Source organism: Ereboglobus luteus (assembly GCF_003096195.1).
GTDB classification, from domain to species: Bacteria; Verrucomicrobiota; Verrucomicrobiia; order Opitutales; family Opitutaceae; genus Ereboglobus; species Ereboglobus luteus.
On the sequence record NZ_CP023004.1, the window covers coordinates 1,660,659 to 1,685,122 of the forward strand.

Genomic DNA, 24,464 nt, shown 5'->3' on the forward strand with positions numbered 1-24,464 from the left:
TGATGCTGTTCATATCAGCCCTGCTCCGGCAGGGTTTGGGGTAACATGGAGTCCAGCGTGCATAACTGGACAAAGAAAATAAAGGGCCCGCCGTTAGGGGTTATCGGCGGGCCCGCTTCTTTTTTGAAATGTGGAATCAACGCGGACGTTTTGCCCTGATTGCTTTCGCGTTCCACTCCGCCGTCACGGTCGACGTGAAACCGCCGCGCGCTTTCCATCTCGACACGATCGTGAGCGAGCGCGGTTTCATCACGCGTCCGAGGTCGTCGCAAATCGTGTTGGTCACCGCCTCGAAAAAACTGCCCTCGTTGCGAAACGCGTGGAAATACAGCTTCAGCGATTTCAACTCTACGCACACCTTGTCCGGCACGTAGCGCACCGTGATGTCGGCGAAATCCGGATGTCCCGTCATCGGACACAACGAGGTAAACTCATGATGCGTGTGCTCGATCACATAATCGCGCCCGGGCGCGGGATTGGGAAACGTCTCAAGAATCTTTGGGTCAACCATGACGCAAAACCTACCAACCGCCGTCGAGCCGTGTCCACTCGCAACCGTGCGCAAATCGCACCCGACCCCGAAAGAGGGGAGCGAAACCCTCACATGAACCACGCCTCGGGCAGCTCCAGCTTCCGGCGTTTTGCACCGCGATCCCTTGGATCATACAAACCAAACACCGCGCGTCCCGAGGATTCCAGCGCGCGCAGATATTTTATTTTTCCGGACGCGTGCGATGCGTATGAATAAACGCCGTCGTCCATCGCATCATCCACGCGTTCGCACTCGGCGCGATAACGCAGCTGCTTGTTGATTTTCACATTTGTGGAAACGATTTTGCGCACGCGAAACTCACCCACCATGCCGTTTTTTAACATCCACTGCCGCCGCAAGGGAACGTGGATTGAAACAACCACGATGATCGCGCCGACGAGTGGAAAAATCAGGACAAACAATGTTGCAACCGAACCCGCGCTCAAGCGGGAGCCTTCGATGCGCGCGGTGGATGGATTCCCCTCAATGTATAACACGCCCACCTTGTCGCCTTTGTTCCATGCCCGCCCGGTTGTGTAGCACACACCTTGAACGACCTCGCCGCTTTCACTTGCCGTGAACTCAAAGGCATAACGATAAACTGGTGTTTCATTTATCGACATATTGCTCTTTTCAGCCTCCGAGACGCGTCCGGTTGTCACCAAGTGGCTTCTGTCAAGCTGCCAGTCCTTTCGCAGGTTGTATGGGAAAAATATCCATGTGAAAACTCCGCCCAAAACTAGAAAAAACAGGCCGAATAAAAAAAGTCCGACCGCTTGGGTTTTCATTCCCGCCGCGCGTTTTATCACAGGCGGAATTTCCCGTCTCGGCACAGGCGCGAGCAGGAACGCCGTTAGCGACTCCCCGGCCTCGCGCGTCAAGCTCGGCATCGCATGCTCCGGCTTATTGCCGGAAACATCGCGCGCGCTGTCGCCAAAGCTGCCGTTTTTGTCCATGCCACAAGGCATTCCTCCCCGCCCTCATCGCGTCAACCAACAAAGCGCCGCGCGTCGCCGCAAATCGCGCCACACTCAGAAAAACATTTCCCTGTCCGCGCCCATGCCTCAGCGTCTGGGTTTCTCACGCCATGGATTCCCCGTTCGACTCCGAAGAAACCGACACACCCTTCAGCCCGCCGCCGCAACCCGCGCAGCCGGTCCGCCTTTCCACGTCCACTTTCTCCGCCATTCCGCAATCCGCCGTCCCCGCCATCGACTTTCGCGCCTCGCTCAACGACGAGCAATACGCCGCCGTCACCGCCGAGCCCGGCCCGCTCCTCGTCCTCGCCGGCGCGGGTTCCGGCAAGACGCGCACGCTCACCTACCGCGTCGCCTACCTGCTCTCCAAGGGCGTGCGCCCGGGCGAGATTCTCCTGCTCACCTTCACCAACAAGGCCGCCAAGGAAATGCTCCACCGCGTCAACGACCTCACCGGCGTCGAGCCCAATCGCTTTTGGGGCGGCACGTTTCACTCCATCGGCCACCGCGCCTTGCGCATGTTTGGCGAGGATATCGGCCTGCCGAAAAACTTCACCATCCTCGACGCCGACGAAGCCGAATCGCTTCTCAAGCAAACCGTCGATGCCGAGAGCAAGGGCTTCTTCAAGGACAAGACCAACCCGAAACCCGGTCCGCTCTTCAACGTCATTTCCCTCTCGCGCAACACCCAGCTTCCGATTGGCGACACGATCGAAAAATACTTTCCCCAATACAAGGACATCGCCTACCTCATCCCGCCCTTTGCCGTCGCCTATGAAAAAAAGAAGCGCGAGCAAAACGTCTGCGACTACGACGACCTCCTTGAATACTGGCTGCGGCTCCTTCAAAAATCACCCTCTGTCACCCAGTATTTTTCCGAGCGATTCCGGCACATTCTTGTCGACGAATACCAGGACACCAACACCGTGCAGGCGCAGATCGTTGACTGCATCGCCACGCATCATCGCGTGATGGCCGTGGGCGACGACGCGCAGTGCATCTACTCATGGCGCGGCGCGGATTTCGAAAACATCGCGACATTTATGGACCGGCATCCCGGCACCGCCATCCACCGCATCGAAACCAATTACCGCTCCACGCCCGAAATACTCAATTTTGCCAATCGAATACTCGACGCCCAGCCCCACCGGCGGGCCGAGCTTGCAAAGGAGCTTCGCGCCGCCCGGGGGCACGGCATGCGCCCCCAAGTCGTCCAGACAATGGACGACCGCGAACAAGCCGATTTTGTCATTCGCCGCATTCGCTGCCTTGTTGACGAGGACGGCGTCTCCCCCTCGGAAATCGCCGTGCTCTACCGTTCGCACTTCGTGGCGATGGAAATGCAGCTCGCCCTTTCCCGCGCCGGCATGCCCTACCACATCACCAGCGGCGTGAAGTTTTTCGAGCGCCAGCACATCAAGGACATCGTCGCCTTCGTCCGCTTCGTCTACAACCCCGCTGACGAACTTGCATGGCAGCGCATCGCCTGCCTCCTCCCGAAAGTCGGCGAAAAAAGCGCGCAAAAAATCCACGCTGTCGCGCGCGAACACGCCGCGCTCATGCGGCAGGACTTGATCGCCGTCCTCGAAACCGACGACGTGAAAACCAAGGTGCCCAAGGGCGCGCTCGACGACTGGCCGAGCTTCTGCGCCTCGCTCTCCGAAGTCGCCGAAACCATGCGCGCCGCGCCGCCCGCCAAGGCGTTCGACATGGCGGTCAACGGTTGGTATGGCGATTATCTCCGCGGCGCCTTTGCCGACTACATTGACCGCCTCGAGGAGTTGAAGGCGCTGGTCGGTTTCGCCTCGCGCTATGAAACGATGCAGGACCTCCTCGCGCAAATCGTGCTCCTCAACGGCGAGACAAGCGACCGTCAGGTCGATCCCGACGCCGAGGCGATCAAGCTCACCACCGTGCACCAGGCGAAAGGCTTGGAATACGATGTCGTGTTTGTGATTGGCGTTGCCGACGGCTATTTCCCCGGACGCCGTGCGATTGAGGACGGCGATGTCGAGGAAGAGCGCCGCCTCTTCTACGTCGCCTCCACGCGCGCGAAAAACGAATTGTATCTGTGTTATCCGAAAGTTGCGACCCGAGCCGGCCCCGGCGGCATGCTCCTCGAACCCAGCCGCTTCCTAAAAGAAATCGACGCCAGCCTCTACGACATCCTCAAGCCGCCCCGGCGGAGTTATTGGTAGGGGGGAGCGAAAGAGTTGAGGAAATGTGATGTGCGAAAAGGAATGAGCAGAATAGCGGAAGAAAGTGAGATATTAGGGAAAATCGTTCTTCCGTTAGTAAGCCAACATCCGAGGATTTCACGATCTGCTTAGAAAGGATTTGAAACTCGGTTTTTATCTAAAAAACTTTTGCTAAAACCAACGAAGTTCCTTCACTTTGAATCGAACACCCAAATAACCACCCTAGCTGCAGAAGAAGGAAAACCTCAATCAATGGCCGACGATACTTCACTGTTTTCAGCATCCGAACCCGCTCTCGGTTATTTATATCAAATCCGTTATGCGTTGTTGGAGATTCTTCGTCAACCTGAGGAAATCGCCTGCTATATTGAAAAAGATGACGATGTTGATTTTACAGATCCAGAGGAAGGTCGCATACTGGCTTCGCTTAAACATAAAGCTCCGGGCGATACGCTCACCGATTTATCGCCGGATTTTTGGAAATCAGTGCGCATTTGGCTGACCGACTACCTGAAGGATAAGAATTTGATAATCCCGACCCGTTATTTTCTGGTTACCACCGGGCAAGTGCAGATTGGGTCACTGTTGGCCGCATTTTTGCCGAGTGCAAAAACACCCGACGATCTCCTTTCCCGGATCAAAGCGACGCTTTCCCGCTCTACATCAAAAACGATAAATAAGACTAGCGATCTACTGGCCACACTTCCCAAGGATAAATGGAAATCCTTCTTTTCTCGGATTACCATTTTCGATCATCAAGAGAGGATATGTGATATTCCCGCATTAATAATGGATCGTTTCCGCTCTGTGCGGACACGATTTCGCCGTCCAGTATATGAACGTTTGGAGGGATGGTGGTATAACCAATGTATTGATCTCCTGACTGCTGAGCGAAAAGAGCCCTTTTACGGTAGAGAAGTGTCCGAGAGGCTTAGCTCTTTCTCAGAACAATTTCGCGACGACAACCTCCCCATCGATTTCGAAAGAGCCGAACCCAAGGATGGAGTTCATCCCGACTCTGATGATCGTTACTTCGTCAAGCAACTGCGAGCGATCGGCCTCAGATCTGATCGCATCACCAGAGCTATTCTAGACTATTACCGTGCCTCCGAACAAAGAAGCGCTTGGCTGCGAGAAAACGCGACTCTTGATGGAGAGGTTGAACGATATGAAGAACGTCTTGTGGATGAGTGGGCACGCATTCGTGAGATAATTTTCGAGGACTTAAGCAGCGATGCGCCTGAAGAAATCCTTCAACAATCAGGCAGGAAGCTCCTAAACGATCTTTCAACGCGGGATCATCCCAATCTCCGCATTCGTCGAGATGTTACGGCGAGCTTCGTTGCAATCGGAAGCTACCACATTTTGGCAAATGACGAGCGCCCGCGGGTGCACTGGCATCCTCGCTTTACCGAACGGATCGCTGAGATTTTCCACGGAGGGAAAGCATGAAAACGTGGAGCCAGCGACCTCGAGAAATTCGTAATCTCTTCAACCCCGCATTTTGCGGTTTGGTTTTAGCCAGAGCGATTGAAGGATTCACTGCTGAAGGAAAGCGATCCATGCCATTTTCCCTCACCTTACTGATCCTTCCGCTGTCCCTTCACCAACGCACCCGTGGCATACTGAAGGACGCTAATCGATCTTATCTTACGAGCATTCTACAAGAACATCCGGAGATACGTGTTGATCTGGCTCAAAGAGTTTACGGCCTATTTCCTTACACGATGGAAGCTTTTGCCTACCTTGCGACCTATGGAGTTATAGAGGCCGACAACGACGGAGGAATTACCGTGCGAGAAGGTCGAGTGAAAAAAGTAATCTCCGGCTCACAAGAAACCAAAGACTGTCAAACCGTGGCTCGCGCATTAGGCGGAAAGTTCGCTCGGATAAATGATCGTGCAACCATTTACACAACACTGGGAATCAGACCATGAATATACGTGATATCATAATCTACAGTCACTCTGGGGCCATTAGAAAAATCTCTTTTAAAGTTCACGGCTTGAACATCATCACCGGCCGTTCATCGACTGGCAAATCGGCACTCTCGGAGATTGTCGAATATTGCATGGGACGGAGCGATTTTAACATTCCTGAAGGTCCCATTCGGGATAAAGTTGCCTGGTATGCCGTCATTTTTCAGTTTGCCGGTGAGCAAGTGTTCATCGGCAAACCAGCACCTGCGGCCAATGCGGCAAGTTGCTCCAGAGCGATGATCCTCCGCGGAGCGGCGATTGAGCCGCCTCCACATGAAGAGTTGCAACAAAATGCTGATGACGATACCGTTAGTTCCTTGCTGTCGGAGTTGCTTGGAATACCCGTGGTAAAGACCGACGTTCCTGAGAAACAGAGTCGGGACTCCTACTTCGCATCAATCAAACACACCCTATTCTATCTTTTTCAAAAGCAAGGACTCATCGCCAACAAAGAGCAGCTTTTTTATAGGCAAAATGAGCCATTTATGCCGCAGGCAATTAAGGATACGCTTCCCATCCTGCTGGGCCTAGCAGCGGACAATCGACTAGAAACGGATCAGCAACTCAGAATTGCCCGTCGAGACCTCAAGATCGCACAAAAGCAATTAACTGAGGCTGAGCAATTCAGTGAACAACTCAATATACGGGCGATCTCGCTTATTTCGGAAGCGCAGCAGGTTGGTATTTTGGCCCGTCGACCACCGCCTGAAAATTCCATTGAAGCGTTAGAGATTCTCACTGCCATTACACAGTGGAAGCCTACCGCAGTCCCCGAGGAGGACACCCATAGAATCGCAGCGTTGGAGGATGAAATCGCCGTTCTGCGAAAAGCGAGAGCCGGTGTCAGTGAGACGCTACGGGCAACTCAACTGTTTGTCGATAAAGAGGCTGGATTTACCAACGAAGCAAACGAGCAAAAAAAACGGCTGGAATCCATCCGCGCATTACCTGAGAATCCTGATACCGGAGAATGGCAATGGCCCTTTGCCCCTCAAAATATTGGACTCAATACACCGATTGGGACCGCATTGCTTCGCGAACTTAAGTCGTTAGATCAAGAGCTTAGCACCGTTCAGGGAGAAAAACCGCATTTAGAGCGTTATACTCTCCAAGTGAGGGCGCGGAACGATGAGCTGAATAAGCAGTTGAATAGTAAAAATGAAGCTCTCGCGGCGGCTATTGCGGCCAATGCTGCCATCGCAGAAATGGGAAATCGAAATGCGGCGGCAGCAAGAATCGTGGGACGCGTAAGCCTATTTCTGGAAACGTATCATCCCGACGATGATCTCACACGGTTGAACACACGGGTGGATGAACTGCAGGAAATCGTAAAACGCTTGGAAGCCGCCAACGGAATGGATGACAGTGCGGAGCGCCTCGCATCTACAATCAATATCATCTCGAACCGTATCGGGCACTACGTGAATGAACTAGAGGCCGAGTTTTCAGAGTTTCCGTTTCGTTTTGACTTCGCGCATCTGACAGTGGTTGCAGACCGTCCTGATCGTCCGGTTCCCATGAGTAAAACTGGGGGCGGAGCTAATCATCTGGCCTACCATTTGGGAACTCTGCTAGCACTGCATCACTTTGCGACGAATAATCACAAGCCTATGCCATCATTCCTCTTTTTGGATCAACCGACACAAGTATATTTCCCCTCCGAGCAAGTTTACAAATCGGCAGCGGGAACGATTGAAGAGACGGAGCGTGACTCAGACTTGGAGAAAGTGCGAAAGCTATTTTCCATGCTTTACAAGTTTGCCACTAATGAGGTGCCGGGCTTCCAGATAATCGTTACAGAGCATGCAAATCTTCGCGACCAGTGGTTTCAAGAAGCCATTGTCGAAACTCCTTGGACTAAACCGCCGGCCTTGGTTCCTAGCGATTGGTAAATCATCATGCTTCGGATTCTCCAAAACGATGGACGACGCAACCATGGTCAGCTTTTGAAGAACTGGTTCACCGGTAGTTCGGATGTTTTTATAGCTGTAGCCTTTCTCAAGGCTACTGGCTGGCGAGTCCTTGCAGAGAACATAGAATCGTTTCTTGGGCGTGGGGGGCGGATGCGTCTGTTGGTCGGCACCGACTTTTACCTTACCGAACCTGCTCCTCTGCGTGAATTATTCACCCTTGGCACGGAATTCCCGGCGCTTGATTGGCGGTTGGTTGATTCGGTAGCCACATCCACTTTTCACCCCAAATACTATCGTTTCAGATCAGAAAAATGGCTTTGGGTGATGACTGGATCGGCTAATCTTACCGCAGGGGGACTCACCCACAACATCGAGACATCGGTAATTATCGAGGATGGAATTGATGGGGCGCTGGCGAAAGAGTGCGAGAAGGCAGAGGCGGCGCTTTGGTCACATCCGCGCAATCGGCTGCCGAACGAGGTGCTTATTGGTTCCTATGCGGCTGCATTTAATGTGGCCCGACAATGTGCCGAAGATGCACGTGATCGTGCAGAAAAAACATTGATGCATCAACCGAAGGTAGAGGGTAAACGACTCGAAGATGAACTCGCTGCCTATCGAGGCAACCAAAAGCATCAGGCAGACTTACGTAGTAGGCACTCAAACTATATGGAGGCGATGCGATTGATTCGCAATCTTCTCTCTGAACGAGAGCCCGCATTCGAGAGTTTTGCGGCAATTTATGGGAAGCTGGTGGGCGAGCGTCAGGGCGATAAGCTTTGGCATTCGGGGAGTGTATACCGGAGCAAAACCAAGGTGCTTAACCAATGGCAGGAAGTGATGTCGATGTTGCGCGAGATCGAGAGCAGTGTGAAGTTGGCTCCGGCGAAAATGTATACCATGGGTGAAACATGGATAAAAAAGATACATGGCATTGGGCCGAACATCTTCACAGAATTCTGCCACACTCTTGATCCGAAACGGTTCTCGCCCCTGAACAACAACCCTGTGACCAGTTTACGTTGGCTCGGTGTCGATTATTTTCCACATCCGTCTGCCTTCAACCCTGAAGACTATGGTCGTTTCTGTCGATGCATGGATCGATTGCGTGAGCGCTGCGACCTCGCCAACCTCGGCGAGGCAGATCATTTTTTAAATTTTATATATTGGCGTCATAAGGACGAAGCAGAAGATGTCCCCGCTAACTGATCTCCCAAGCGTCGAGGTAGAAGAGGGTGGATTGTCACGATCATTCGTGTAATCGAACAACCTAAAAAGCTGGCAGTTGACTGGAGCAAGTAAGCGACGAATAGCACTCACCGCCACCAGCGTTGGTTTTCTTTGCGGCGTTGGGTGGCTTCCTCGGATTCGGTGAAGAGGATAGGGGCGTCGGGGCGGGAGTCGTCGCGGATTACGGGGCGCGTGGGGCGGTCGATCATTCGGTAATAATAGGTGCCATCGTCGTCGTTGCCTCCGATGCGGAAGACTTCGACGAAGACGGAATATTTGTTGTCGGCCGGGTTCCAGAAAACCACCTGCGTGGTGTTGTATTCCCACATGGCGTTGACCGACCATTGACGGAAAATCGCGTCCATCACCAGAAGGCTCATGTATCGGGCGTTTTCGGGCGGGGGAGGGGTGTCGGATGGTTTGGGTGTGTCGCTGCCGGAGGCGGTGGCGTCCGGTGCGGGAGATTGCTGGTCGGTTGCGGCGGTGTCGGTTGGTTGCGCGGTGCCGGAGGTTGCCGAGCCGGAGCTCTGTGTTCCTGAAGGGGCGGATGGTTGCTCTTTTTCGGGACGATTCAGGTAATCGCTGACTGTGTAGAAGGTGAGCGCGCCGAGAATAAAACCGACCATGATCCACGAGGGAATTTTCGAGGCCTTTTCGCGCGGCGAGCGCAGGTCTTCTTCGGTGTTATTGTCGGGTTCGGACATATGAAAAGGAGTTGGGAGTCAGAATGCAGGAGTCAGAAGATGATGAATGAGGAAAAGTAGTGGGTGGGTGAAGAGCGGGGATTATTGTTTTTCTGTGTTTGCTTCTGGCCTCTGGCTTTCTGACTTCTGACTCCTGACTCCTGACTCCTGTATTCTGTATTCTATGTTCCATATTCTACATTCTTGCGCGTGTCACGCGCGCACCAGCACCGCGACGGCCATGGCGACGGTGTGGGTGTGCGAGAGGGTGATGAGGACATGCGTCGCGCCGACGCGGGTGAGGAGGTCGCGGGCTTTTTCGTCGAGCTGCACGAGCGGTTCCTGGCGCGTGCCGTGATAGACGGAGACGGAGTGCCAGCCGATTTCGGCGCCGATGCCGGTGGTGAAGGCCTTGGCGACGGCTTCCTTGGCGGCGAAGCGCGCGGCGAGGTGCTGGTGCGGATCGCCCATGCCCATGCAGTAGGCGATTTCGCTCGGCGTGTAAACGCGCTCGAGAAAACGGTCGCCCTGTCGCTCGTGCACGGCGCGGATGCGCTCGATGTCGATCACATCGGCGCCGAGCCCCACGAGCACTCCGCCTTGCGGCATGTCGGGGAAGGGGACGTGCGGGCCGGGCTGCGGGCGTTCGCGAAGGGCGTTAAGATCAGTGTCCATGGGAATTTTTTAAGCCAATGGCCGCAAAGAGGCGCAAAAAAATATCAGCGAAACAGGAGGCTTTTCTTTGCGCATTTTTGGGCCTTTTTGTGGCTAATATTTCTCAGCGGTTCATTCGGGTTTTCATTTCGCGGACGGCCTCGTCGATTCCGGTGAAGAGCGCGCGGCTGATGATGCTGTGGCCGATGTTGAGCTCGTGCAGGTGCGGGAGGTCGCGGATTTGTTCGATGTTGACGTAGTTGATGCCGTGGCCGGCGTTGACGCGGATGCCGCAGTTGTGCGCAAGCGCGGCGCCGGTGGCGAGGCGCTTGTATTCGGTGTCGCGGGCGGTGTCGTCAAAATAGGCGTTGGCGTAGGCGCCCGTGTGCAGCTCGACAAAGGGCGCGCCGAGTTTGGCGGCGAGTTCGATTTGCGCGGCGTCGGGATCGATGAAGAGGCTCGTCTTGATGCCGGCGGCGGTCATCGCGTCGATGGTGGCTTTTACGCGGTCGCGGTTGCCGGCGACATCAAGGCCGCCCTCGGTGGTGACTTCCTCGCGGTTTTCGGGAACGAGGCAGACGTATTCGGGTTTTAGTTTGAGCGCGAACTCGGTCATGGCAGGCGTGCAGGCCATTTCGAGGTTGAGACGCGTGGCGATGGTTTCGCGGAGCCGCCACACGTCGCGTTCCTGAATGTGGCGGCGATCTTCGCGGAGGTGGACGGTGATGCCGTCGGCGCCGGCGCGCTCCGCGAGAACGGCGAGCGTGACGGGATCGGGCTCGACGTTTCGGCCGACGGTGGACGCGGCTTGTTTGTAACGGGCCTGGCGGAGCGTGGCGCAATGGTCGATGTTGACACCAAGGAGAATCATGCGAGCGAGCGTGGCAGCATTGGGGCTGGCAGGAAAACACTAAAGTGCGTTTGTCCCGATGGCGCGCCGGCGCCTTGTTTCCATTTTTTCCTTTCTGAACGGCGGCGTTTGCATAAGCAAGTGGGCGCATGTCCACACCAGATGAGAGCCAGCCCGTCGTTCCCGCAGCCGCATCGCCCGCGTCCGGGGCGTCCGCCAAACCCGCGCCGAAAAAGGAAAACATGCTGCTTAACCTCATCTGCAACATCGCGCTTCCGACGTTGATTTTGATGAAGTTCAGCTCGGACAAATGGCTCGGCCCTCTGTGGGGGCTGCTCGTGGCGCTGGCGTTTCCGGTTTGCTACGGCGCGTGGGACATGGCGACGCGCAAGCATGCCAACATGATTTCGGTCGTGGGGTTTTGCGGCGTGCTGCTCGGCGGCGGACTCGGGTTACTGAAGGTGAGCGGCTTCTGGTTTGCCGTGAAGGAGGCGCTCGTGCCGTCGATCATTGGCATCGCGGTGCTCGTCTCGGCGCGCCTGAAAAAACCGCTTGTGCGCGCGCTCATCTACAACGACCAACTCATCGACACGGCGCGCGTGAAGGCGGCGCTTGAGGAGCGCGGCACGCACAGCGCCTTCGAAAAATTGCTCGCGGGCGCAAACAAGTGGCTCGCGCTGACGTTTTTCGTGAGCGCGGTGCTGAACTTTTTTCTCGCCCGCCGACTGATCACGGCGACACCGCGCACGGAGGAATTTAACTCGCAACTCGGCCAGATGCAGCTCTGGAGCTGGCCTGTGATCGTGCTCCCGAGCATGGTCATGCTGATGGTGATTTTGTGGAAACTGCTTGGCGGTCTGCAACGACTCACCGGCCTGGAGCAGGACGCGATTTTCCGCGGCGGAGAGAAGAAAGCTCCGCCATCATAGTCCGCCCTAGCCGGACGGTTTTTCTTCGGAATCGATTTTCGCGCCCTCTCTCCGAAGCAACGGGCAATAGATCAGCCCAATCGCAAAGCCGACCAGCAGGCCTGCGATATGCCCCGCATTGTCGATGCCAGATCTGGTAAAGCCGAACAGTAGATTGAGACCGACAAATACAAATATGCTCACTAGGACTGCCGTCCCCAATTCATGAACGACGGTTTTCGTGAGTCTCAACGCGAGGAACAAGCCATACATACCGAAAATCGCGCCTGACGCCCCTACGCTGACTATGTCTTCGTTCCACCAATTACTCGCGCAACCCGCAAGAATGCCGGATAGCAAATACGCAATCCAAAATCTCGCCCCTCCAAGCATGGGGCCCAGAAATAAACCAATGAATATCAATCCATACATATTACCGAACAGGTGTATGAAGCCGCCGTGCAAAAACATGCTTGTCAGTAACCGCCATCCTTCGCCCTCCGCTACCAGTGGACGGAAGTTTGCGCCCCACGCCAGCAGATCGCACGCATTGAATGACAAGAACCCGAGTCCGCAGGCAACCATCGCCGCAAACAACAAAATGTTTATATATAATATGATCAACGTGGCAGGGTAGTTTTTACTCGGCCTGACAACAGAGACAGCATTTCTCAAAAAAGAGTCACGATCCTTTGTATAAGATCTATAACGTATCTGTGTCATAGCGTCCTTTCCCATCTTTGGGAATAGAAGCATTATAAACCAAATACCGGAGCCTATCGAAAAGGAGTAGAATATCCATCTGAACGACGACGCTCCTCTTTCGATAAAGGGCGTTTCCCTGGGTATGAGCACGATGTTGTTTTTGCCTTTGAATCTCGGGCTTTTTTTTAGTGCATTCTGAAATCCGTCAGCCGCGGGCGTGTAGCCGGGACGTTCGAGATACTCAAATTGGGCCAGATTTCGGGCGAGAATCTTTTCATGGCAATCCTTCGCAAAAGCGCGGTATGCCTCGTCCTTTTTTACATTAGACCACCTGTTATCTATTGCCTTGCTGTATTCAATGCCCAGCCAGGCAGGGCTGGTTTCCCTCCGCAGTGCGCTGGCAGGGTCTTCCAGAATCGGGAAAACAAAATACAGGTGCATAGTGAAACGCTCGTTGTTCTTGCCACCCGTATCAAACACCGTATGGCGCCCTATGTCGGCTCTGCCTATATGAATTTTTTTTAAAATATAAAATTTCGTTTTTTCTACCGTGCTAATTTCATGAATGCTTTCAAGCTCGATAAGCTCTCCCGCCGACTTGTATAACCAATTCTGGGCGACAATCGTTGGCGTAGAGATTGCAATAACGGCGGCACCCCAGTATGCAAACACGGCATTTTCAGAAAGTTTCAGTAATTTAATGCGTGGCACCAACCAATACCAAACGGGAAGAAACGGGAAAAAACACGGCAGCCAAAATGTGAGCACCTCCTCATGAACCGGCAGAATATCGAGTTTGATAAAAAGAAGCCAGTCGAGAAATGTATATATAGAGATGAACCCCTGCGCTATTACAAAAAAAGGCAAATAAATATGGCGCAGTTTGACGACAAGGGCTCTCATTTCAAAATAACAAATAACGTCATATCATCAGGTTTTTGCGTAAAGGCTACATTCTACTATTGTTTCCCAGGCTTGCGTCTCCGAGCCAATTGTAATGCCGCGCACGAAAACGGCGGGTCATGAATTTGCGCGCAGAACGGTTCATATACGAGTATGGGACGTTAATGAACGGCAAACTATGCTCTGCCGTTCGTGCGCGAGACGCAGATCGCTCAGATTGGAACTGGTCAACAGGCGGCATGCTAAAACTGTGCCTAGCGGAGTGGGTTCGCGCAAGAAAAAGCCTGAGACTAATCATCCCCGCGAAACAAGCCCGCCATCTTGCGCAGGCGCGCGCGGTTTGTGCCGCTGCGGTGCGCGCGGATTCTTGGCAGCGACCAGTTGAAACGCACCGCGATCACGCGCAGTGCCACGATGAACACGATGCACGCCACCGCCTGCCAGTGCCACGTGAGCCGGTCGGACGCCAGCGCGCGCAGAAGAAAATAAAACGCGCCGCCCGCGATCGACACCGACGCGTAGAGTTCTTTTTGAAACAGCATCGGACGCTCGCCCGAAAGCACGTCGCGGATCACGCCGCCGCCCGCGCCCGTGATCGTGCCGAGCAGCACGCACACGAGCGGTGAAAGCCCGTGGTCGATTCCCTTTTGCATGCCCACGAGCGTGAACACGCCCAGCCCCGCGCCGTCGAAAACGATGTTCCACCAGCCGAGCTTGTGGATGTATCCAAGAAACAAGGACGACACGATGATCGCCACCAACACCGTGATGATCGTCGCATAGTCGGACATCCACGAAACCGGCCCGACGCCCAGCATCATGTCGCGCAGTGTGCCGCCGCCGATCGCCGTCGCGAAGCCGAGCACCGCGATGCCGAACAAGTCGTAATCCTTGCTGATGGCGACCGACACGCCCGACACCGCAAACATGAACGTGCCAATGATATTGAGAACGACAAAAAACAGATGGTCCATTTGCGAGAAAATCGGCGACGCTGTCCGATGGACCGCGTCTGTGCAAGCGCGCTTGAATCCAATATTTCAAACTACCCCAACGATGGACGGTTGTCAGAAAAAGCGCACCGACTCCGCTATCACGAACGTCGTTTGTTATTTGCGGACCGGACAGAGTCGGTCCTATCAGCGCCCGCAGTTCTCCAGCGTATTCACAGGTGTGATAAAAAAGCGTGACCGAAAAGGGTGGGGCGCGCTCGCCGAGCGCGCCGAGAATTGCGAGGGACGAACGCGGCGGTTGGCAGAATTGCGCTTTCGCTCAAAACGGCGAAACCGAACTACTCACAGTTCCTGTAACACTTTTGAGCACACCTAGTATTCACTTAGCTTTGAGATTTTTCTTTACTAAGTTAGTAAATTACTAAATTAGTAACGAACTAATTTATGGAACCACTAAAAATACCAACCACCCTCAAGCACAAACCTGTCGTCGTTGCCGAGGATTATGCAAATGTCGACGGTCGTTATGCTTATGATACGGACACACAAGGACTATCGCTTGGCCTCGCCCAATGGAATGACCGTGGCAAAGTCGATATCTCTGCGAAGGTTTGGCGGCACACCGGCGAAAAGTGGTCGCGCCAGTCCGAGGAGCTTCCCCTTCATCGGGTGCTTGATCTCGCGATTTTTGTGTGTCGCGCAAAGCAACATTTTAAGGACGCCTACCGTTTTCCGAAACTTTACGACGAGCAAAATCCCGTCATCGACCGCGTGGGGCTTCAAGGCGACGCCATGACGCTGAAAATCTGCACCGACAACGAAAACCTCGAAGAAGACATTCACCTGTTCCACCAGGCGCTGAGCAATGACGACGAACTTCTGGGCGAACGCCTAAAGGCGCTGGCGGGCATCCTGCGCGAAATGGGCTACTGAAATCTTTGCGAAAAGCCGCGGGCGTTTGTCGCGATTTTGCCGTGTCTGCAAACCGGCGCATCATTTCTTCTGTTGAAAACCCTGGTGTTTGCCGAAAAATCAGCGGCATGAAATCCCATCGCAAGGAACTCTGGTTTGAAGTCCCTCAACGCCGCGGGCTCGTCAACATCACGTCGCAAGTCGAGGCGGCCCTTAAGGAAAGCGGCATTCGCGAGGGCTTGTGCCTTGTGAACGCCATGCATATCACCGCGAGCGTTTTCATCAACGATGACGAATCTGGTTTGCACGCCGACTACGAACGATGGCTCGAAAAACTCGCGCCGGAAAACCCCCACTCGCAATACGCCCACAATGGCGCCGAGGACAATGCCGACGCGCACCTCAAGCGCACAATCATGGGCCGCGAAGTCGTCGTCGCCGTGACCAATGGGCGCCTCGATTTCGGCCCGTGGGAACAGATTTTCTACTACGAGCTCGACGGCCTGCGCCGCAAACGCGCGTTGATAAAAATCATCGGCGAGTGATTCCGAAAAACGGCATGGCTGTTTTGGGGCAGGGCGAACCCTCCGGGTGAGTCGGGAATGTTGGCGCGCACCCGGAGGGTTCCTCCCTACCGCTTTTTTATTTCGAGCATGCCCGTGTTTTCGCGATCGAAAAATCCGGGCACAAAAAAGCAGGCCCCGAAACCTTGGCGGTTTGCGGGGCCTGCGTAAATTGAGAAACAAGAGCGTCGCCGGCTGTGCCGGTGCAAACGCGCGCGGCGATTTTTATTTGGCCTGCGCGTATTTTGCGGCGTGGGACTTGGCGCGAGCCGCGGCGTTCTTGTGAACGACGCCGGACTTGGTGGCCTTGTCCATCGCGGACGCGTAGGCGCTGGCGGCGGACTTGGCGGCGGCTGCGTCGCCTGACTTGGCGGCGGCTTCGAATTTCTTGTGGAGAGTCTTCAGACGGGTCTTGACGACTTTGTTGCGCGCGGTGAAACGCACGGTTTTGCGGGCTGCCTTGATGGCGGATTTAGTGTTGGCCATGACTTATGAATAAAATGTGTAAGTCGCGTAGAAACCCAAACACGGGCGGGCGAGTCAAGGTTTTCTTTGCCGTGCCCAATGCGGGGCGCTTTTCGCCATTCTCCAATGGCGGAAATTAACAAGCAGTTTTTCGCATGGTGTTTTTCGATTTTTTTGAAGTTTGCGTGCCAATGTATTCGACTTGCAAAAGCCAGCTTCGACTTGAGATGTGGCATGTGTTCTGCTCGCATTGTGTCATGAAAGTCGCATTTGTCAGCGGAACCAGCATTGTGAACTCCGATCTTTTCTCGGAATGGGAGGCGCGTTCGGCCACGACAAAATACGGCACGGTTGGTTACAAGGCGCGCGGCGAACATGTGATTTTGAATCGTCACGGCACCGGTGTTCCAAAGCCGCCGCATGCGATCAACTACCGCGCAAACATTCGCGCGCTGGCCGATCTCGGTTTCACGGATGTGGTGTCGTTGAACTCGGTCGGCTCGCTGCGGCTGAACCTGACTCCGGGCACGATTGTCTCGTGCGGCGACTATGTTTGTTTGCAGGACGGGCCGCGGACATTTTTCGACGACGAGTTGAGGGGCGGCTCGGCGGGCATCGACAACAACCTGATTCCGATGCTCGTGGAAAAACTCGCGCCCGAGTTCGAGATTCAGACGGGAAAGGTTTATGTGCAGATGCGCGGGCCGCGTTTCGAGACGAAGGCGGAAATCCAGATTCTCAAAAACTGGGGCGACGTGGTCGGCATGACGGCGGCGCACGAGGCGGATCTGTGCAGCGAGATCGGGCTGCGTTACAACTCGCTCGCGATCATCGACAATTACGCCAACGGGCTGGCGGGCGAGGAAATCGATTTCATTAAATTCAAGGACCTAGTGCGCGACAATCAGATCAAGGTAAACCGTCTCTTCGCGCGGCTTCTGGAGGTCTTTGCCTGAGCCCATGCGGAACTCGCCATACAAATGGTTGATCTTGCTCGCGGTCACACTGATTTGGTGTGGAATAAATTATTTTGGCCTGCTCGACTTCATCGAGGAGGAGACGATTGACTGGCGGTTTCAATATCGCGGCGAGCTGCCGGGGCAGGGGAAGATTTTCTATCTGGATGTTGACGCAAAATCTATCGCCGACATCGGCAACCTGGCGTGGGATCGCGCGTATTACGTGGATGTGTGCGAAGCGGCGTTGAAGGAGGGCGGGGCAAAGGCGGTTGGCATCGACTATGTGTTTTCGGACCGCGGCATGCCGGAGATCGCGGATCGCGATCGTTTTCAAAAGGGCACGTTGCGCATGGCGGGCCTGCTGTTTTCGGAGCCGCCGCCGCCCGTCGTGCTCGCGGCGGGTTACGCGTCGTCGCATGATCGCGATATCAACGGCCTGCCGATCGTGCGCGAGATGCCGCGCGTGCTTGATTCCACGTCAAAGACACAACCTCCGGAGCTTCCCCAAATCCGCGTGCGCAACCGCATCTACACCCCGCCTTATGTGGGGTTGATCGACACGATTGACGGCGCGATGAACCGGGTGCCGCTTTTCGCGCCCGACGAAAACAGGACGTGGTATCACATGAGCGTGGAGCTTGCGCGCCTGGCGTGGAAGCTGCCGCAGAAGGGCGTGCGCGTGCATGCGAACCGGCTGGAGTTTGTGCGCGACGACAACGTGGTGCTGGCTTCGGTGCCTTTGATCGACGGGCAGGATGTGGAGGTGAACTGGTCCACGCGCTGGGATTCGCCGCAGAACGCGCGCGCGAGTTTTTCCGACGCGCTTGTGGCCGCGGGCATGTTGAAATCGGAGAAACCCGAGGAGCGCGAGGCGGCGCATAAACTTTTCGAGCGGATGCGCGACTCGATCGTGCTGATCGGCCCGGTCGATCCGTTGCTGCAGGACCGCGCGCCGACGCGCCTCGACGCGCTGCCGGTGCCGCGCGTGGGCTTGATAGGCACCCTCATCCGCCAGTTTCAATCGGGCGCTTACGTGCGCCGCGTTCCGGGGTGGGCGCAGTGGATGCTGATCATCGGGCTGACCGCGGGCGTGTGCGGGCTGCAACTCGCGAACCTTCGCGGGCGCTGGGGCGTGGTTGCGAAAATCGGGGCGGCGGCGCTCGTGGTGGCGTATGTGTGGTGCGTGTTTTTGGTGTTCCTCAAATACAACCTGATCCTGCCGCTCGTGATCCCGCTGTTCTCGGCGTTCACGACGAGTTTTGCGCTGACGGCGCTGCTGCTGGTGGTCGCGGAACGGATGCGCAGCAGGATCACGAGTTTCTTCGGCACGTATGTGTCTCCCGCGCTTGTGCAACGCATGATCGAGTCGGGCGACGAGCCGCAACTCGGCGGTGTCGAGGTGCCGATCACGGCATATTTCAGCGACATTCAGAACTTCACAATGGTGGCCGAGTCGCTTTCGCCGACACGGCTCGTCGAGTTCATGAACGACTATCTTTCCTCGGCGACGGATGTGATCACCGATCAGGAGGGCGCGCTCGACAAATACATGGGCGACGCCGTGGTGGCGATGTTCGGCGCGCCGGTGGCGAACGTGGACCATGCCCTGCGCGCGTGCGTGGCGACGCAGCTCGTGCATGCGAAAAACATCGAGATTCGCGAACGCTGGCCCGAGATCGTCAAAAAAATGCCCGTGCGCAGCCAGATCGGCCTGAGCACCGGAAAGGCGACCGTGGGCAATATCGGATCGCGCACGCGCTTCGACTACACGATGATGGGCGACACGGTGAACATCGCCGCGCGCCTCGAAAACGCGGCCCGTGTTTACGGCGTGCAGACCTTGGTTTCGGGCGAGACGCGCAAGGGCGCGGAAAAATACGGAAACCAGTGCGTGTTTCGCAATCTGGGAAAAATCGTCGTGAAGGGCCGCCAGCAGCCCGTCGACATTCATGAAATCATGGGGCTGCGCGACCGCATGCCGGCAGCGGCGCTGGAGTGCAAACGAGTGTTCGAGGAGGGGCTGGAAAAATTTTTCTCGCGCGACTGGACCGGCGCGGCGGAGCTGTTTGCGCAGAGCGCGAAGCTGGAATGGTATCCCGTGATCGTCCCCGGGCAGCGCACGCCGTCGGAGGTTTTTCTGGATCGTTGCGAGGCGCTAAAAAAGAACCCGCCCAGCGAGGACTGGACGGGCGTGTATGTGATGGAAACAAAGTGACGGTCGCGCCGTCGTTTTGAGTGACTCAGTAATTCCAGCCAACGGAGACGTTGACGCGGTGATTCATCATGCCGTTGCCGGAGGTGCTGGCCCAGTTGCAGGTGTAGGAGAGCTGGCCGAAAACGTGTTTGCTGAAGTAGATGTTGGCGCCCGCGGTCACGCCGGCGGTGAAGTAAGTGTGGTCGACGGTGGGCGCGTCCCAATAATCCCAGTAATAACCATCATGCCAGTAGCGGCCGTTGCGGATGCCGGTGTCGATATACATGAACCCGATGGAGCCCTGAATGAACGGGCGGAATTTTCCTTTCAGAAAATCATACCGGGCTGAAATATCGCCTGTGAAGACATCGGCGTCACCCCACACATCGTAAGTCCTGCCGTCGTCGGCGGTGAGAACCGCGTCATAATCGGGATTAGCAAAATCGAAACGGGCATGGACGGAAAACTGCTCGGTGACGTTGAAGCCCGCTCCGAATCCAAAGAACCATGAGTCATCCATGTCGATGTGAAGTTTTCCGTTCACACGGTCATGATACCCGGGGCCGTCGTAAACGAGCACGTTGCGGGCGTTCATTTTGGTGTCGTCGAAAAACCACGCGCCGGTGGTCAGGTAAAAGTCCCAAGTGCCGGCGTGCGGCGCTTGATAGGCGTAGGTGGTTTGCGCGGGCGTCGTGGAGACGCTTTGCGGCGGCTTGTAGTCGGGCGCGACGCTTCTGGGCGTGGGCACTGAAGTTTGGGCGTGCGCGGAAAATGCCGCGGCAGCGAACAAAGCGACAAGTAATGAGATTTTAGTCTTCATAGTTTGTGGAGTTCTTGATGGCTGTGGTTTGGAGGTGTGTTGGTGTGATTGTTTGGGATGAGTCACTTGGACACTGCTTATCTGTTTTGGTGCAATTTTTTGATAAAAAGCCGCGCATAAATGTAGTTTTTACGAACCGATGGAGCATTTAAACCAGTGTCATCTATTAAATGACAATGCGTTTCTAATTATTGCATATAAATAAATTACAATTCGCCTGTATTTTCAAATGCGCGAAGTGCCGCGTGTTTTTTATTTTTGAACGGGGGTTGTCGCATTTCATGGATTTGCCGGTGATTTTTTGGCTTTACGCGGAAGGTTGCCCGCGCCCGCGCTGATTCAACCGCAAAATCCCGCATGAAATGAATTTGAAGGCGGGGCGGGCGGCCATGCAACAATCCCCGTGTTGTTCGCCCATGCCTTCGGCGGTCTCCCGACCACCGCTTCATCGCAAGCGCGTCTTTGACTTTCATGGCGGGAGCAATCACGCTCAAATCATGGAACAACTTCACGCATTCTGGCGCATGGATTACATCGAGGCGCCGCGCGCGCCGAAAAGCGCGAAACCTTTCAGCGCGTTGCCCGCGATGGGCGACGACCGCGCCGCGCTCATCGTTTATCGCGGTGCGTTGTCCTACTTGATGCTGAACCGCTTCCCCTACAACCCGGGGCACTTGCTCGCGATTCCCTTTCGCGAGGTGGCGGACATCGAGGAGCTGACGCCGGAGGAAAGCGCGGATTTGTTTCGCACAATTATCCTCGCGAAAAAACTGCTGCGCGTGGTGATCGGGCCGGACGGTTTTAATGTGGGTTTCAACCTTGGCACCGCGTCGGGCGGCAGCATTGAGCATTTGCACGCGCACATCGTGCCGCGCTGGAATGGCGACACGAATTTCATGCCGGTAATCGGCCAGACACGCGTGCTCCCCCAGGCGCTCGAAACGACGTGGGAGAAATTGCACGCGGAAGCCGCGCGCCTCGCGGCCTCGTAAGGTTCGCAACAAGTGTGGCAGGTTGCGGATTGCGCAACCGGTTCAGTTGCGATCATTCCCCGATTACAATCGAGCCGATCTCAAGCTCCTCCTTCTTATCCACGAGCCGCACGGTGATGAGTTTTTCCTTTTCGCTCGCCGTGCCGAAATCGGTGATCAACCGCACCTGCGCCGTCACCGGACCGAGCGCGGTCTGGCGGCTGTCGCCGTAATAATTGATGCGCACCGTGTATTTGCCGGCCTTCGGCGTGCGCACCAAAAATTCCTCCGGCCCGTAGCCGCCGGTGAAGTCGCGCGACATGCGCCCACCCTGATAAGTGAGCGGACGGCTATACATGGCGCGGTCGCCGCTCGGATCGTCAACCCACAGGTCGATGTCGCTGTTGTCGGCGTCCCAAGTCAGGATGACGCGCAAACCGACGGGCATGTTTTTGAGCAGGCGCGCGTCGATTTTGGAAAGGTCGAGCTTGCCCGCGTGTGTCGCGACGATGGCGTTCAACTCGCCGAGCGCGATCATTTCGATCTCGGGGAAACGGTCGTCCCATTTGCGGCTCACAATCTCCCAAAGCAAATCGGCGGTGCGCTGATACTGCTCGAGCTTGGCGCAAACGAGCGCAAGGTCGCGGCGGCTCTGCGGTTCCTCGCCGCGAATCTTCAACACACGCTCGAACACCGGCAGCGCAAGATCGGGCCGCCCCGCCTGCACAAGACGATGGCCGAGCACGCGCAGCAGCGCCGCATCCTCAAGCCCGAGTTCCGCGAGATTCGACAAAATCTGCAACGCGGTCGGCGTGTGTTTTGCCTCGTCAAAGAAGTATTCGGCGACATCGAGATAAAAGCCCGGCTCTCGCGCATGGTCGGCGCGCTCCTCAAGGTAAATTGAAAAACGCTCCGCCTCCGGCGCGCGCCGCAACCGGTCGAGATAACTCGCCGAGGGCGACCAACGCTGGAGGGCGATAAAGGAGCCTGTTGCCGGTTTATCCACGCGACGCCCGTCCTCAAATCCAGACCTGTCTAAATCTGCAGCCTGTCTGGCATCGGAAACCATGAAGCGTTCAATTGCGACAATCTCACCATCGGCATCATTCGCACGCGGTGCCGCAGCCGGTCTTTCTCTCCGTCGGGATTGCTCCTGACGAACCGTATTCTGCCTTTCTGATCCACCCAATATGACTACTTCTGAAGCGGGATGAATAGGTTTTGTTTCGGGTGGTCGTTTTATCGGTTTATCCTTCGGAAATTCCTTCTCCCACCACTGCACGCGCTCATGAAGCATCGTCACGATACGGTCAATTTGTTGCTTGCGGTTTTTGTTAGTCGCGGCGTCGGTTGCGCGGCGTTGCTTGAGCCATTCGTCGCGCAATTCCGCAGGCGGTTCGATGTCGTAGCGGATGTAATCGGCGAGCGTTTCCAAAACGATCAGTGATGTGTCCGGCGTGACGATGCGGAACTCGCGGCTTGTGCGGCGGATGTCCTCGCGGTTGTCGCCAGGGGCGGCGGCTAGGTGGTTGATTTTCGTCGTGGCCCATGCGCGCGCGGCGAGCGAGCCCGTGTTTTCGCCGGAGTTTATCGCGACTTCGATCGCTTGCGCGTCGTTTTCATTGGAGCCGATTTTCACACGAACAGTTGCCGATTGTTGCCGCAGAATGCCGGTGACAACAAACGTGCCGTTTTCAGTATTCACTGGCGCGCCAACTTCGGGAAAGATTTGCGCGACGGCCTCCGGATCGCGCTCAACGGCGAGCACGCGCGGCGAAATCCGGCGCAGGCGTGATGTCGCGGTTTTTGCGTCGAGTGCCATCAAGTCCGCGAATTCGCCGCCGCCTTGTGCCGCCAGTCTTCGCAGAAATGCGGGTGCGGCCTTTGCGCTGGCGTTCACTGCGTGGACGGGTGCGCGAAGCGGAAGTTTTTCGAGGTTTTGCGTCGTGCCGAAATTCACCACCCCGTCGGAAAACAGCAGCCACTCGTCCACGCTCGCGTCGTCAATCAATCCGTCGAATGATGTCGCGCCGTCGTAGATTGTTTTTTCGAGCGCGGCGCGAAGCTCGGACCACTTGCCCCTGCGCACTTTGAACGTGATCGGGGCGGCGGCGGTGTTGCGCAGGCAAACGAGCTTCACCTCGACATTGCGCACCGCTGCAAACCACGCGTCGAGCAGGGCGAACTCGCGTTTATGGTTGCGATCTCTTCCCGAGCCGGAGGCGTCCCACAAGATGCCGACGCATTTCGGCTCGGGGCGCGCATTCGCTTTCAGCGCGGTGGCGGGCAGCGCGGCCTCCGCATAAAAATATTCGCGTCCGTTAAATGTTTCCGTGATCACGGCGGGGCGGGCGGAGGTTGAGATGGCGGGCAGTTTGAGATCGAGCACGCCGCGCGCGGTGAAGTTTTCTTTTTTCACCTGAAGCACATGCCCGTCGCTCCATGCGGGCAGTTTAAGGGCGAGCGAGGTGCTCGCTTGCGCCGGTTTCGCGCCGGGCGCGGCGAAAACACTCGCGGTGAGATTGAAGGTTCTCAGTTCATTCGGAAAATTGAGCGCGAGGCGGTAGCGCGGCGCTTTGTTCGCTGCGGTCGACGCGGTCATCAAATCCTCCTGATACGCGATCACGATGCGGCGCGTGCCGTTGGCCGGAATTGGGAAAATACGCGCGCGGTAATTGTTGCCCGCGGTTTGTTCGAGCAGGCCGGGATCAACCTGGCGGCGCTCGATTTCCTCGAACACCACGCGGCCCTTTTCCTTTTCAACCGGCACGGCCTCGCGGAGCGCGCCGTTGATATCGAGCGCGAAACGCACCACGCGCTGCCCGTCGAGAAGAGGAAACTCGAACGTGCCTTCGAGATCGCGTCCGTTGGGATTGGCGAAAACAAGGTCGAAAGTTGTCACCGCAAAACGTCCCGTGATTTCGGTGGAAATGTCGGCGGAGCGAATGAGCACGCGCTCGGCTTTTGGGTCGGTGGGGTTGAGTGCGATCTGCGCGCGGGCAATCGGCGTCAATATCAGCAGAAAAACGGCGAGAAGGGCAAAACCGCGAGGCAACGGGCAGAATTTCATAATATGAAATATGGACATGCTTTTT

General features: G+C 55.9%; 22 protein-coding genes. 11 read left to right on the forward strand and 11 right to left on the reverse strand.

The features are described from left to right. Positions 1-136: 136 nt before the first annotated feature. Positions 137-511, reverse strand: a complete 375-nt coding sequence (gene queF, locus CKA38_RS06165; protein ID WP_108824703.1) for a preQ(1) synthase — start codon at positions 509-511, stop codon at positions 137-139. An 89-nt stretch (positions 512-600) separates the two neighbouring features. Next, a complete protein-coding gene (locus tag CKA38_RS06170) occupies positions 601-1,488 on the reverse strand; it encodes a DUF3592 domain-containing protein (protein WP_161554769.1) in 888 nt (295 codons plus the stop codon). A gap of 131 nt (positions 1,489-1,619) precedes the next feature. On the opposite strand from CKA38_RS06170, the gene CKA38_RS06175 reads away from it, so the two are divergent. From CKA38_RS06175 to CKA38_RS06195, 5 genes are all read left to right on the forward strand, one after another. Then, on the forward strand, positions 1,620-3,707 hold the full coding sequence (locus CKA38_RS06175) for an ATP-dependent helicase (protein ID WP_108824705.1): 2,088 nt from the start codon (positions 1,620-1,622) through the stop codon (positions 3,705-3,707). Between the two features lie 252 nt (positions 3,708-3,959). Then, positions 3,960-5,159 carry an ABC-three component system protein gene (locus tag CKA38_RS06180; RefSeq protein ID WP_152032702.1) on the forward strand — a complete coding sequence of 400 codons (1,200 nt, stop codon included), beginning with the start codon at positions 3,960-3,962 and terminating at the stop codon, positions 5,157-5,159. Further along, positions 5,156-5,644 carry a three component ABC system middle component gene (locus CKA38_RS06185; protein ID WP_108824707.1) on the forward strand — a complete coding sequence of 163 codons (489 nt, stop codon included), beginning with the start codon at positions 5,156-5,158 and terminating at the stop codon, positions 5,642-5,644. The genes CKA38_RS06180 and CKA38_RS06185 overlap by 4 nt, the downstream gene beginning before the upstream one ends. Then, positions 5,641-7,578, forward strand: coding sequence for a DUF3732 domain-containing protein (locus CKA38_RS06190; protein WP_108824708.1), 1,938 nt, complete (start codon positions 5,641-5,643; stop codon positions 7,576-7,578). Before CKA38_RS06185 ends, CKA38_RS06190 begins: the two co-directional genes overlap by 4 nt. A 6-nt stretch (positions 7,579-7,584) precedes the next feature. After that, on the forward strand, positions 7,585-8,808 hold the full coding sequence (locus CKA38_RS06195) for a phospholipase D-like domain-containing protein (RefSeq protein WP_108824709.1): 1,224 nt from the start codon (positions 7,585-7,587) through the stop codon (positions 8,806-8,808). 107 nt (positions 8,809-8,915) lie between these two features. On the opposite strand, the gene CKA38_RS06200 is transcribed toward CKA38_RS06195, so the two are convergent. The 3 genes from CKA38_RS06200 to CKA38_RS06210 all read right to left on the reverse strand — a co-directional run bounded on the left by CKA38_RS06200 (position 8,916) and on the right by CKA38_RS06210 (position 11,037). Beyond that, the gene (locus CKA38_RS06200) at positions 8,916-9,533 is read right to left on the reverse strand and encodes a hypothetical protein (RefSeq protein ID WP_108824710.1); all 618 of its coding nucleotides are present in this window, start codon (positions 9,531-9,533) and stop codon (positions 8,916-8,918) included. Positions 9,534-9,725: 192 nt separating this feature from the next. Then, complete coding sequence (gene acpS / locus CKA38_RS06205) at positions 9,726-10,187, reverse strand: holo-ACP synthase (RefSeq protein ID WP_108824711.1); 462 nt, start codon at positions 10,185-10,187, stop codon at positions 9,726-9,728. A 103-nt stretch (positions 10,188-10,290) separates the two neighbouring features. Next, positions 10,291-11,037 (reverse strand): pyridoxine 5'-phosphate synthase, encoded by a 747-nt coding sequence (locus CKA38_RS06210; protein WP_108824712.1) that lies wholly within the window; start codon positions 11,035-11,037, stop codon positions 10,291-10,293. Positions 11,038-11,165: 128 nt separating this feature from the next. Here CKA38_RS06210 and CKA38_RS06215 point away from each other — a divergent pair, with 128 nt between their 5' ends. Beyond that, a complete protein-coding gene (locus CKA38_RS06215; RefSeq protein WP_236919187.1) occupies positions 11,166-11,945 on the forward strand; it encodes a VC0807 family protein in 780 nt (259 codons plus the stop codon). 6 nt (positions 11,946-11,951) lie between these two features. On the opposite strand, the gene CKA38_RS06220 is transcribed toward CKA38_RS06215, so the two are convergent. Next, a complete protein-coding gene (locus CKA38_RS06220) occupies positions 11,952-13,532 on the reverse strand; it encodes a rhomboid family intramembrane serine protease (protein WP_108824713.1) in 1,581 nt (526 codons plus the stop codon). A gap of 290 nt (positions 13,533-13,822) precedes the next feature. After that, positions 13,823-14,506 (reverse strand): trimeric intracellular cation channel family protein, encoded by a 684-nt coding sequence (locus tag CKA38_RS06225; RefSeq protein WP_108824714.1) that lies wholly within the window; start codon positions 14,504-14,506, stop codon positions 13,823-13,825. A 423-nt stretch (positions 14,507-14,929) separates the two neighbouring features. Between CKA38_RS06225 and CKA38_RS06230 the strand changes: the two genes are divergently transcribed. Both CKA38_RS06230 and CKA38_RS06235 read left to right on the forward strand, forming a co-directional pair. Next, positions 14,930-15,418, forward strand: coding sequence for a DUF6530 family protein (locus CKA38_RS06230; RefSeq protein ID WP_108824715.1), 489 nt, complete (start codon positions 14,930-14,932; stop codon positions 15,416-15,418). Positions 15,419-15,525: 107 nt separating this feature from the next. Beyond that, a complete protein-coding gene (locus CKA38_RS06235) occupies positions 15,526-15,942 on the forward strand; it encodes a secondary thiamine-phosphate synthase enzyme YjbQ (RefSeq protein ID WP_108824716.1) in 417 nt (138 codons plus the stop codon). A gap of 243 nt (positions 15,943-16,185) precedes the next feature. On the opposite strand, the gene rpsT is transcribed toward CKA38_RS06235, so the two are convergent. Beyond that, on the reverse strand, positions 16,186-16,446 hold the full coding sequence (rpsT, locus tag CKA38_RS06240; protein WP_108824717.1) for a 30S ribosomal protein S20: 261 nt from the start codon (positions 16,444-16,446) through the stop codon (positions 16,186-16,188). 236 nt (positions 16,447-16,682) lie between these two features. Between rpsT and CKA38_RS06245 the strand changes: the two genes are divergently transcribed. Both CKA38_RS06245 and CKA38_RS06250 read left to right on the forward strand, forming a co-directional pair. After that, entirely contained in the window at positions 16,683-17,381 is a 699-nt protein-coding gene (locus CKA38_RS06245; protein ID WP_108826448.1) for an MTAP family purine nucleoside phosphorylase, read from the forward strand. Between the two features lie 4 nt (positions 17,382-17,385). Continuing rightward, the gene (locus CKA38_RS06250; RefSeq protein ID WP_108824718.1) at positions 17,386-19,599 is read left to right on the forward strand and encodes a CHASE2 domain-containing protein; all 2,214 of its coding nucleotides are present in this window, start codon (positions 17,386-17,388) and stop codon (positions 19,597-19,599) included. 25 nt (positions 19,600-19,624) lie between these two features. Here CKA38_RS06250 and CKA38_RS06255 read toward each other — a convergent pair whose 3' ends face one another. Both CKA38_RS06255 and CKA38_RS15345 read right to left on the reverse strand, forming a co-directional pair. Beyond that, positions 19,625-20,326 carry an outer membrane beta-barrel protein gene (locus CKA38_RS06255; protein WP_161554770.1) on the reverse strand — a complete coding sequence of 234 codons (702 nt, stop codon included), beginning with the start codon at positions 20,324-20,326 and terminating at the stop codon, positions 19,625-19,627. 278 nt (positions 20,327-20,604) lie between these two features. Further along, a complete protein-coding gene (locus CKA38_RS15345) occupies positions 20,605-20,871 on the reverse strand; it encodes a hypothetical protein (RefSeq protein ID WP_152032703.1) in 267 nt (88 codons plus the stop codon). A 24-nt stretch (positions 20,872-20,895) separates the two neighbouring features. Between CKA38_RS15345 and CKA38_RS06260 the strand changes: the two genes are divergently transcribed. Then, positions 20,896-21,390, forward strand: coding sequence for an HIT family protein (locus CKA38_RS06260; RefSeq protein WP_108824720.1), 495 nt, complete (start codon positions 20,896-20,898; stop codon positions 21,388-21,390). 52 nt (positions 21,391-21,442) lie between these two features. Here CKA38_RS06260 and CKA38_RS06265 read toward each other — a convergent pair whose 3' ends face one another. Then, positions 21,443-24,439, reverse strand: a complete 2,997-nt coding sequence (locus CKA38_RS06265) for a VIT domain-containing protein (protein ID WP_161554771.1) — start codon at positions 24,437-24,439, stop codon at positions 21,443-21,445. Positions 24,440-24,464 lie beyond the last annotated feature (25 nt).

What these genes read in the sequence shown, in the direction of transcription:
- CKA38_RS06235 (WP_108824716.1), top strand. Translation starts at nt 15,526, where the DNA reads ATGAAATCCCATCGCAAGGAACTCTGGTTTGAAGTCCCTCAACGCCGC.
- CKA38_RS06190 (WP_108824708.1), top strand. Translation starts at nt 5,641, where the DNA reads ATGAATATACGTGATATCATAATCTACAGTCACTCTGGGGCCATTAGA.
- CKA38_RS06180 (WP_152032702.1), top strand. Translation starts at nt 3,960, where the DNA reads ATGGCCGACGATACTTCACTGTTTTCAGCATCCGAACCCGCTCTCGGT.
- CKA38_RS06195 (WP_108824709.1), top strand. Translation starts at nt 7,585, where the DNA reads ATGCTTCGGATTCTCCAAAACGATGGACGACGCAACCATGGTCAGCTT.
- CKA38_RS06170 (WP_161554769.1), bottom strand. Translation starts at nt 1,488, where the DNA reads ATGGACAAAAACGGCAGCTTTGGCGACAGCGCGCGCGATGTTTCCGGC.
- CKA38_RS06260 (WP_108824720.1), top strand. Translation starts at nt 20,896, where the DNA reads ATGGAACAACTTCACGCATTCTGGCGCATGGATTACATCGAGGCGCCG.
- rpsT (WP_108824717.1), bottom strand. Translation starts at nt 16,446, where the DNA reads ATGGCCAACACTAAATCCGCCATCAAGGCAGCCCGCAAAACCGTGCGT.
- CKA38_RS06200 (WP_108824710.1), bottom strand. Translation starts at nt 9,533, where the DNA reads ATGTCCGAACCCGACAATAACACCGAAGAAGACCTGCGCTCGCCGCGC.
- CKA38_RS06210 (WP_108824712.1), bottom strand. Translation starts at nt 11,037, where the DNA reads ATGATTCTCCTTGGTGTCAACATCGACCATTGCGCCACGCTCCGCCAG.
- CKA38_RS06185 (WP_108824707.1), top strand. Translation starts at nt 5,156, where the DNA reads ATGAAAACGTGGAGCCAGCGACCTCGAGAAATTCGTAATCTCTTCAAC.
- CKA38_RS06225 (WP_108824714.1), bottom strand. Translation starts at nt 14,506, where the DNA reads ATGGACCATCTGTTTTTTGTCGTTCTCAATATCATTGGCACGTTCATG.
- CKA38_RS06250 (WP_108824718.1), top strand. Translation starts at nt 17,386, where the DNA reads ATGCGGAACTCGCCATACAAATGGTTGATCTTGCTCGCGGTCACACTG.
- CKA38_RS06220 (WP_108824713.1), bottom strand. Translation starts at nt 13,532, where the DNA reads ATGAGAGCCCTTGTCGTCAAACTGCGCCATATTTATTTGCCTTTTTTT.
- CKA38_RS06265 (WP_161554771.1), bottom strand. Translation starts at nt 24,439, where the DNA reads ATGAAATTCTGCCCGTTGCCTCGCGGTTTTGCCCTTCTCGCCGTTTTT.
- CKA38_RS06175 (WP_108824705.1), top strand. Translation starts at nt 1,620, where the DNA reads ATGGATTCCCCGTTCGACTCCGAAGAAACCGACACACCCTTCAGCCCG.
- CKA38_RS06230 (WP_108824715.1), top strand. Translation starts at nt 14,930, where the DNA reads ATGGAACCACTAAAAATACCAACCACCCTCAAGCACAAACCTGTCGTC.
- queF (WP_108824703.1), bottom strand. Translation starts at nt 511, where the DNA reads ATGGTTGACCCAAAGATTCTTGAGACGTTTCCCAATCCCGCGCCCGGG.
- acpS (WP_108824711.1), bottom strand. Translation starts at nt 10,187, where the DNA reads ATGGACACTGATCTTAACGCCCTTCGCGAACGCCCGCAGCCCGGCCCG.
- CKA38_RS15345 (WP_152032703.1), bottom strand. Translation starts at nt 20,871, where the DNA reads ATGAAAGTCAAAGACGCGCTTGCGATGAAGCGGTGGTCGGGAGACCGC.
- CKA38_RS06215 (WP_236919187.1), top strand. Translation starts at nt 11,166, where the DNA reads ATGTCCACACCAGATGAGAGCCAGCCCGTCGTTCCCGCAGCCGCATCG.
- CKA38_RS06245 (WP_108826448.1), top strand. Translation starts at nt 16,683, where the DNA reads ATGAAAGTCGCATTTGTCAGCGGAACCAGCATTGTGAACTCCGATCTT.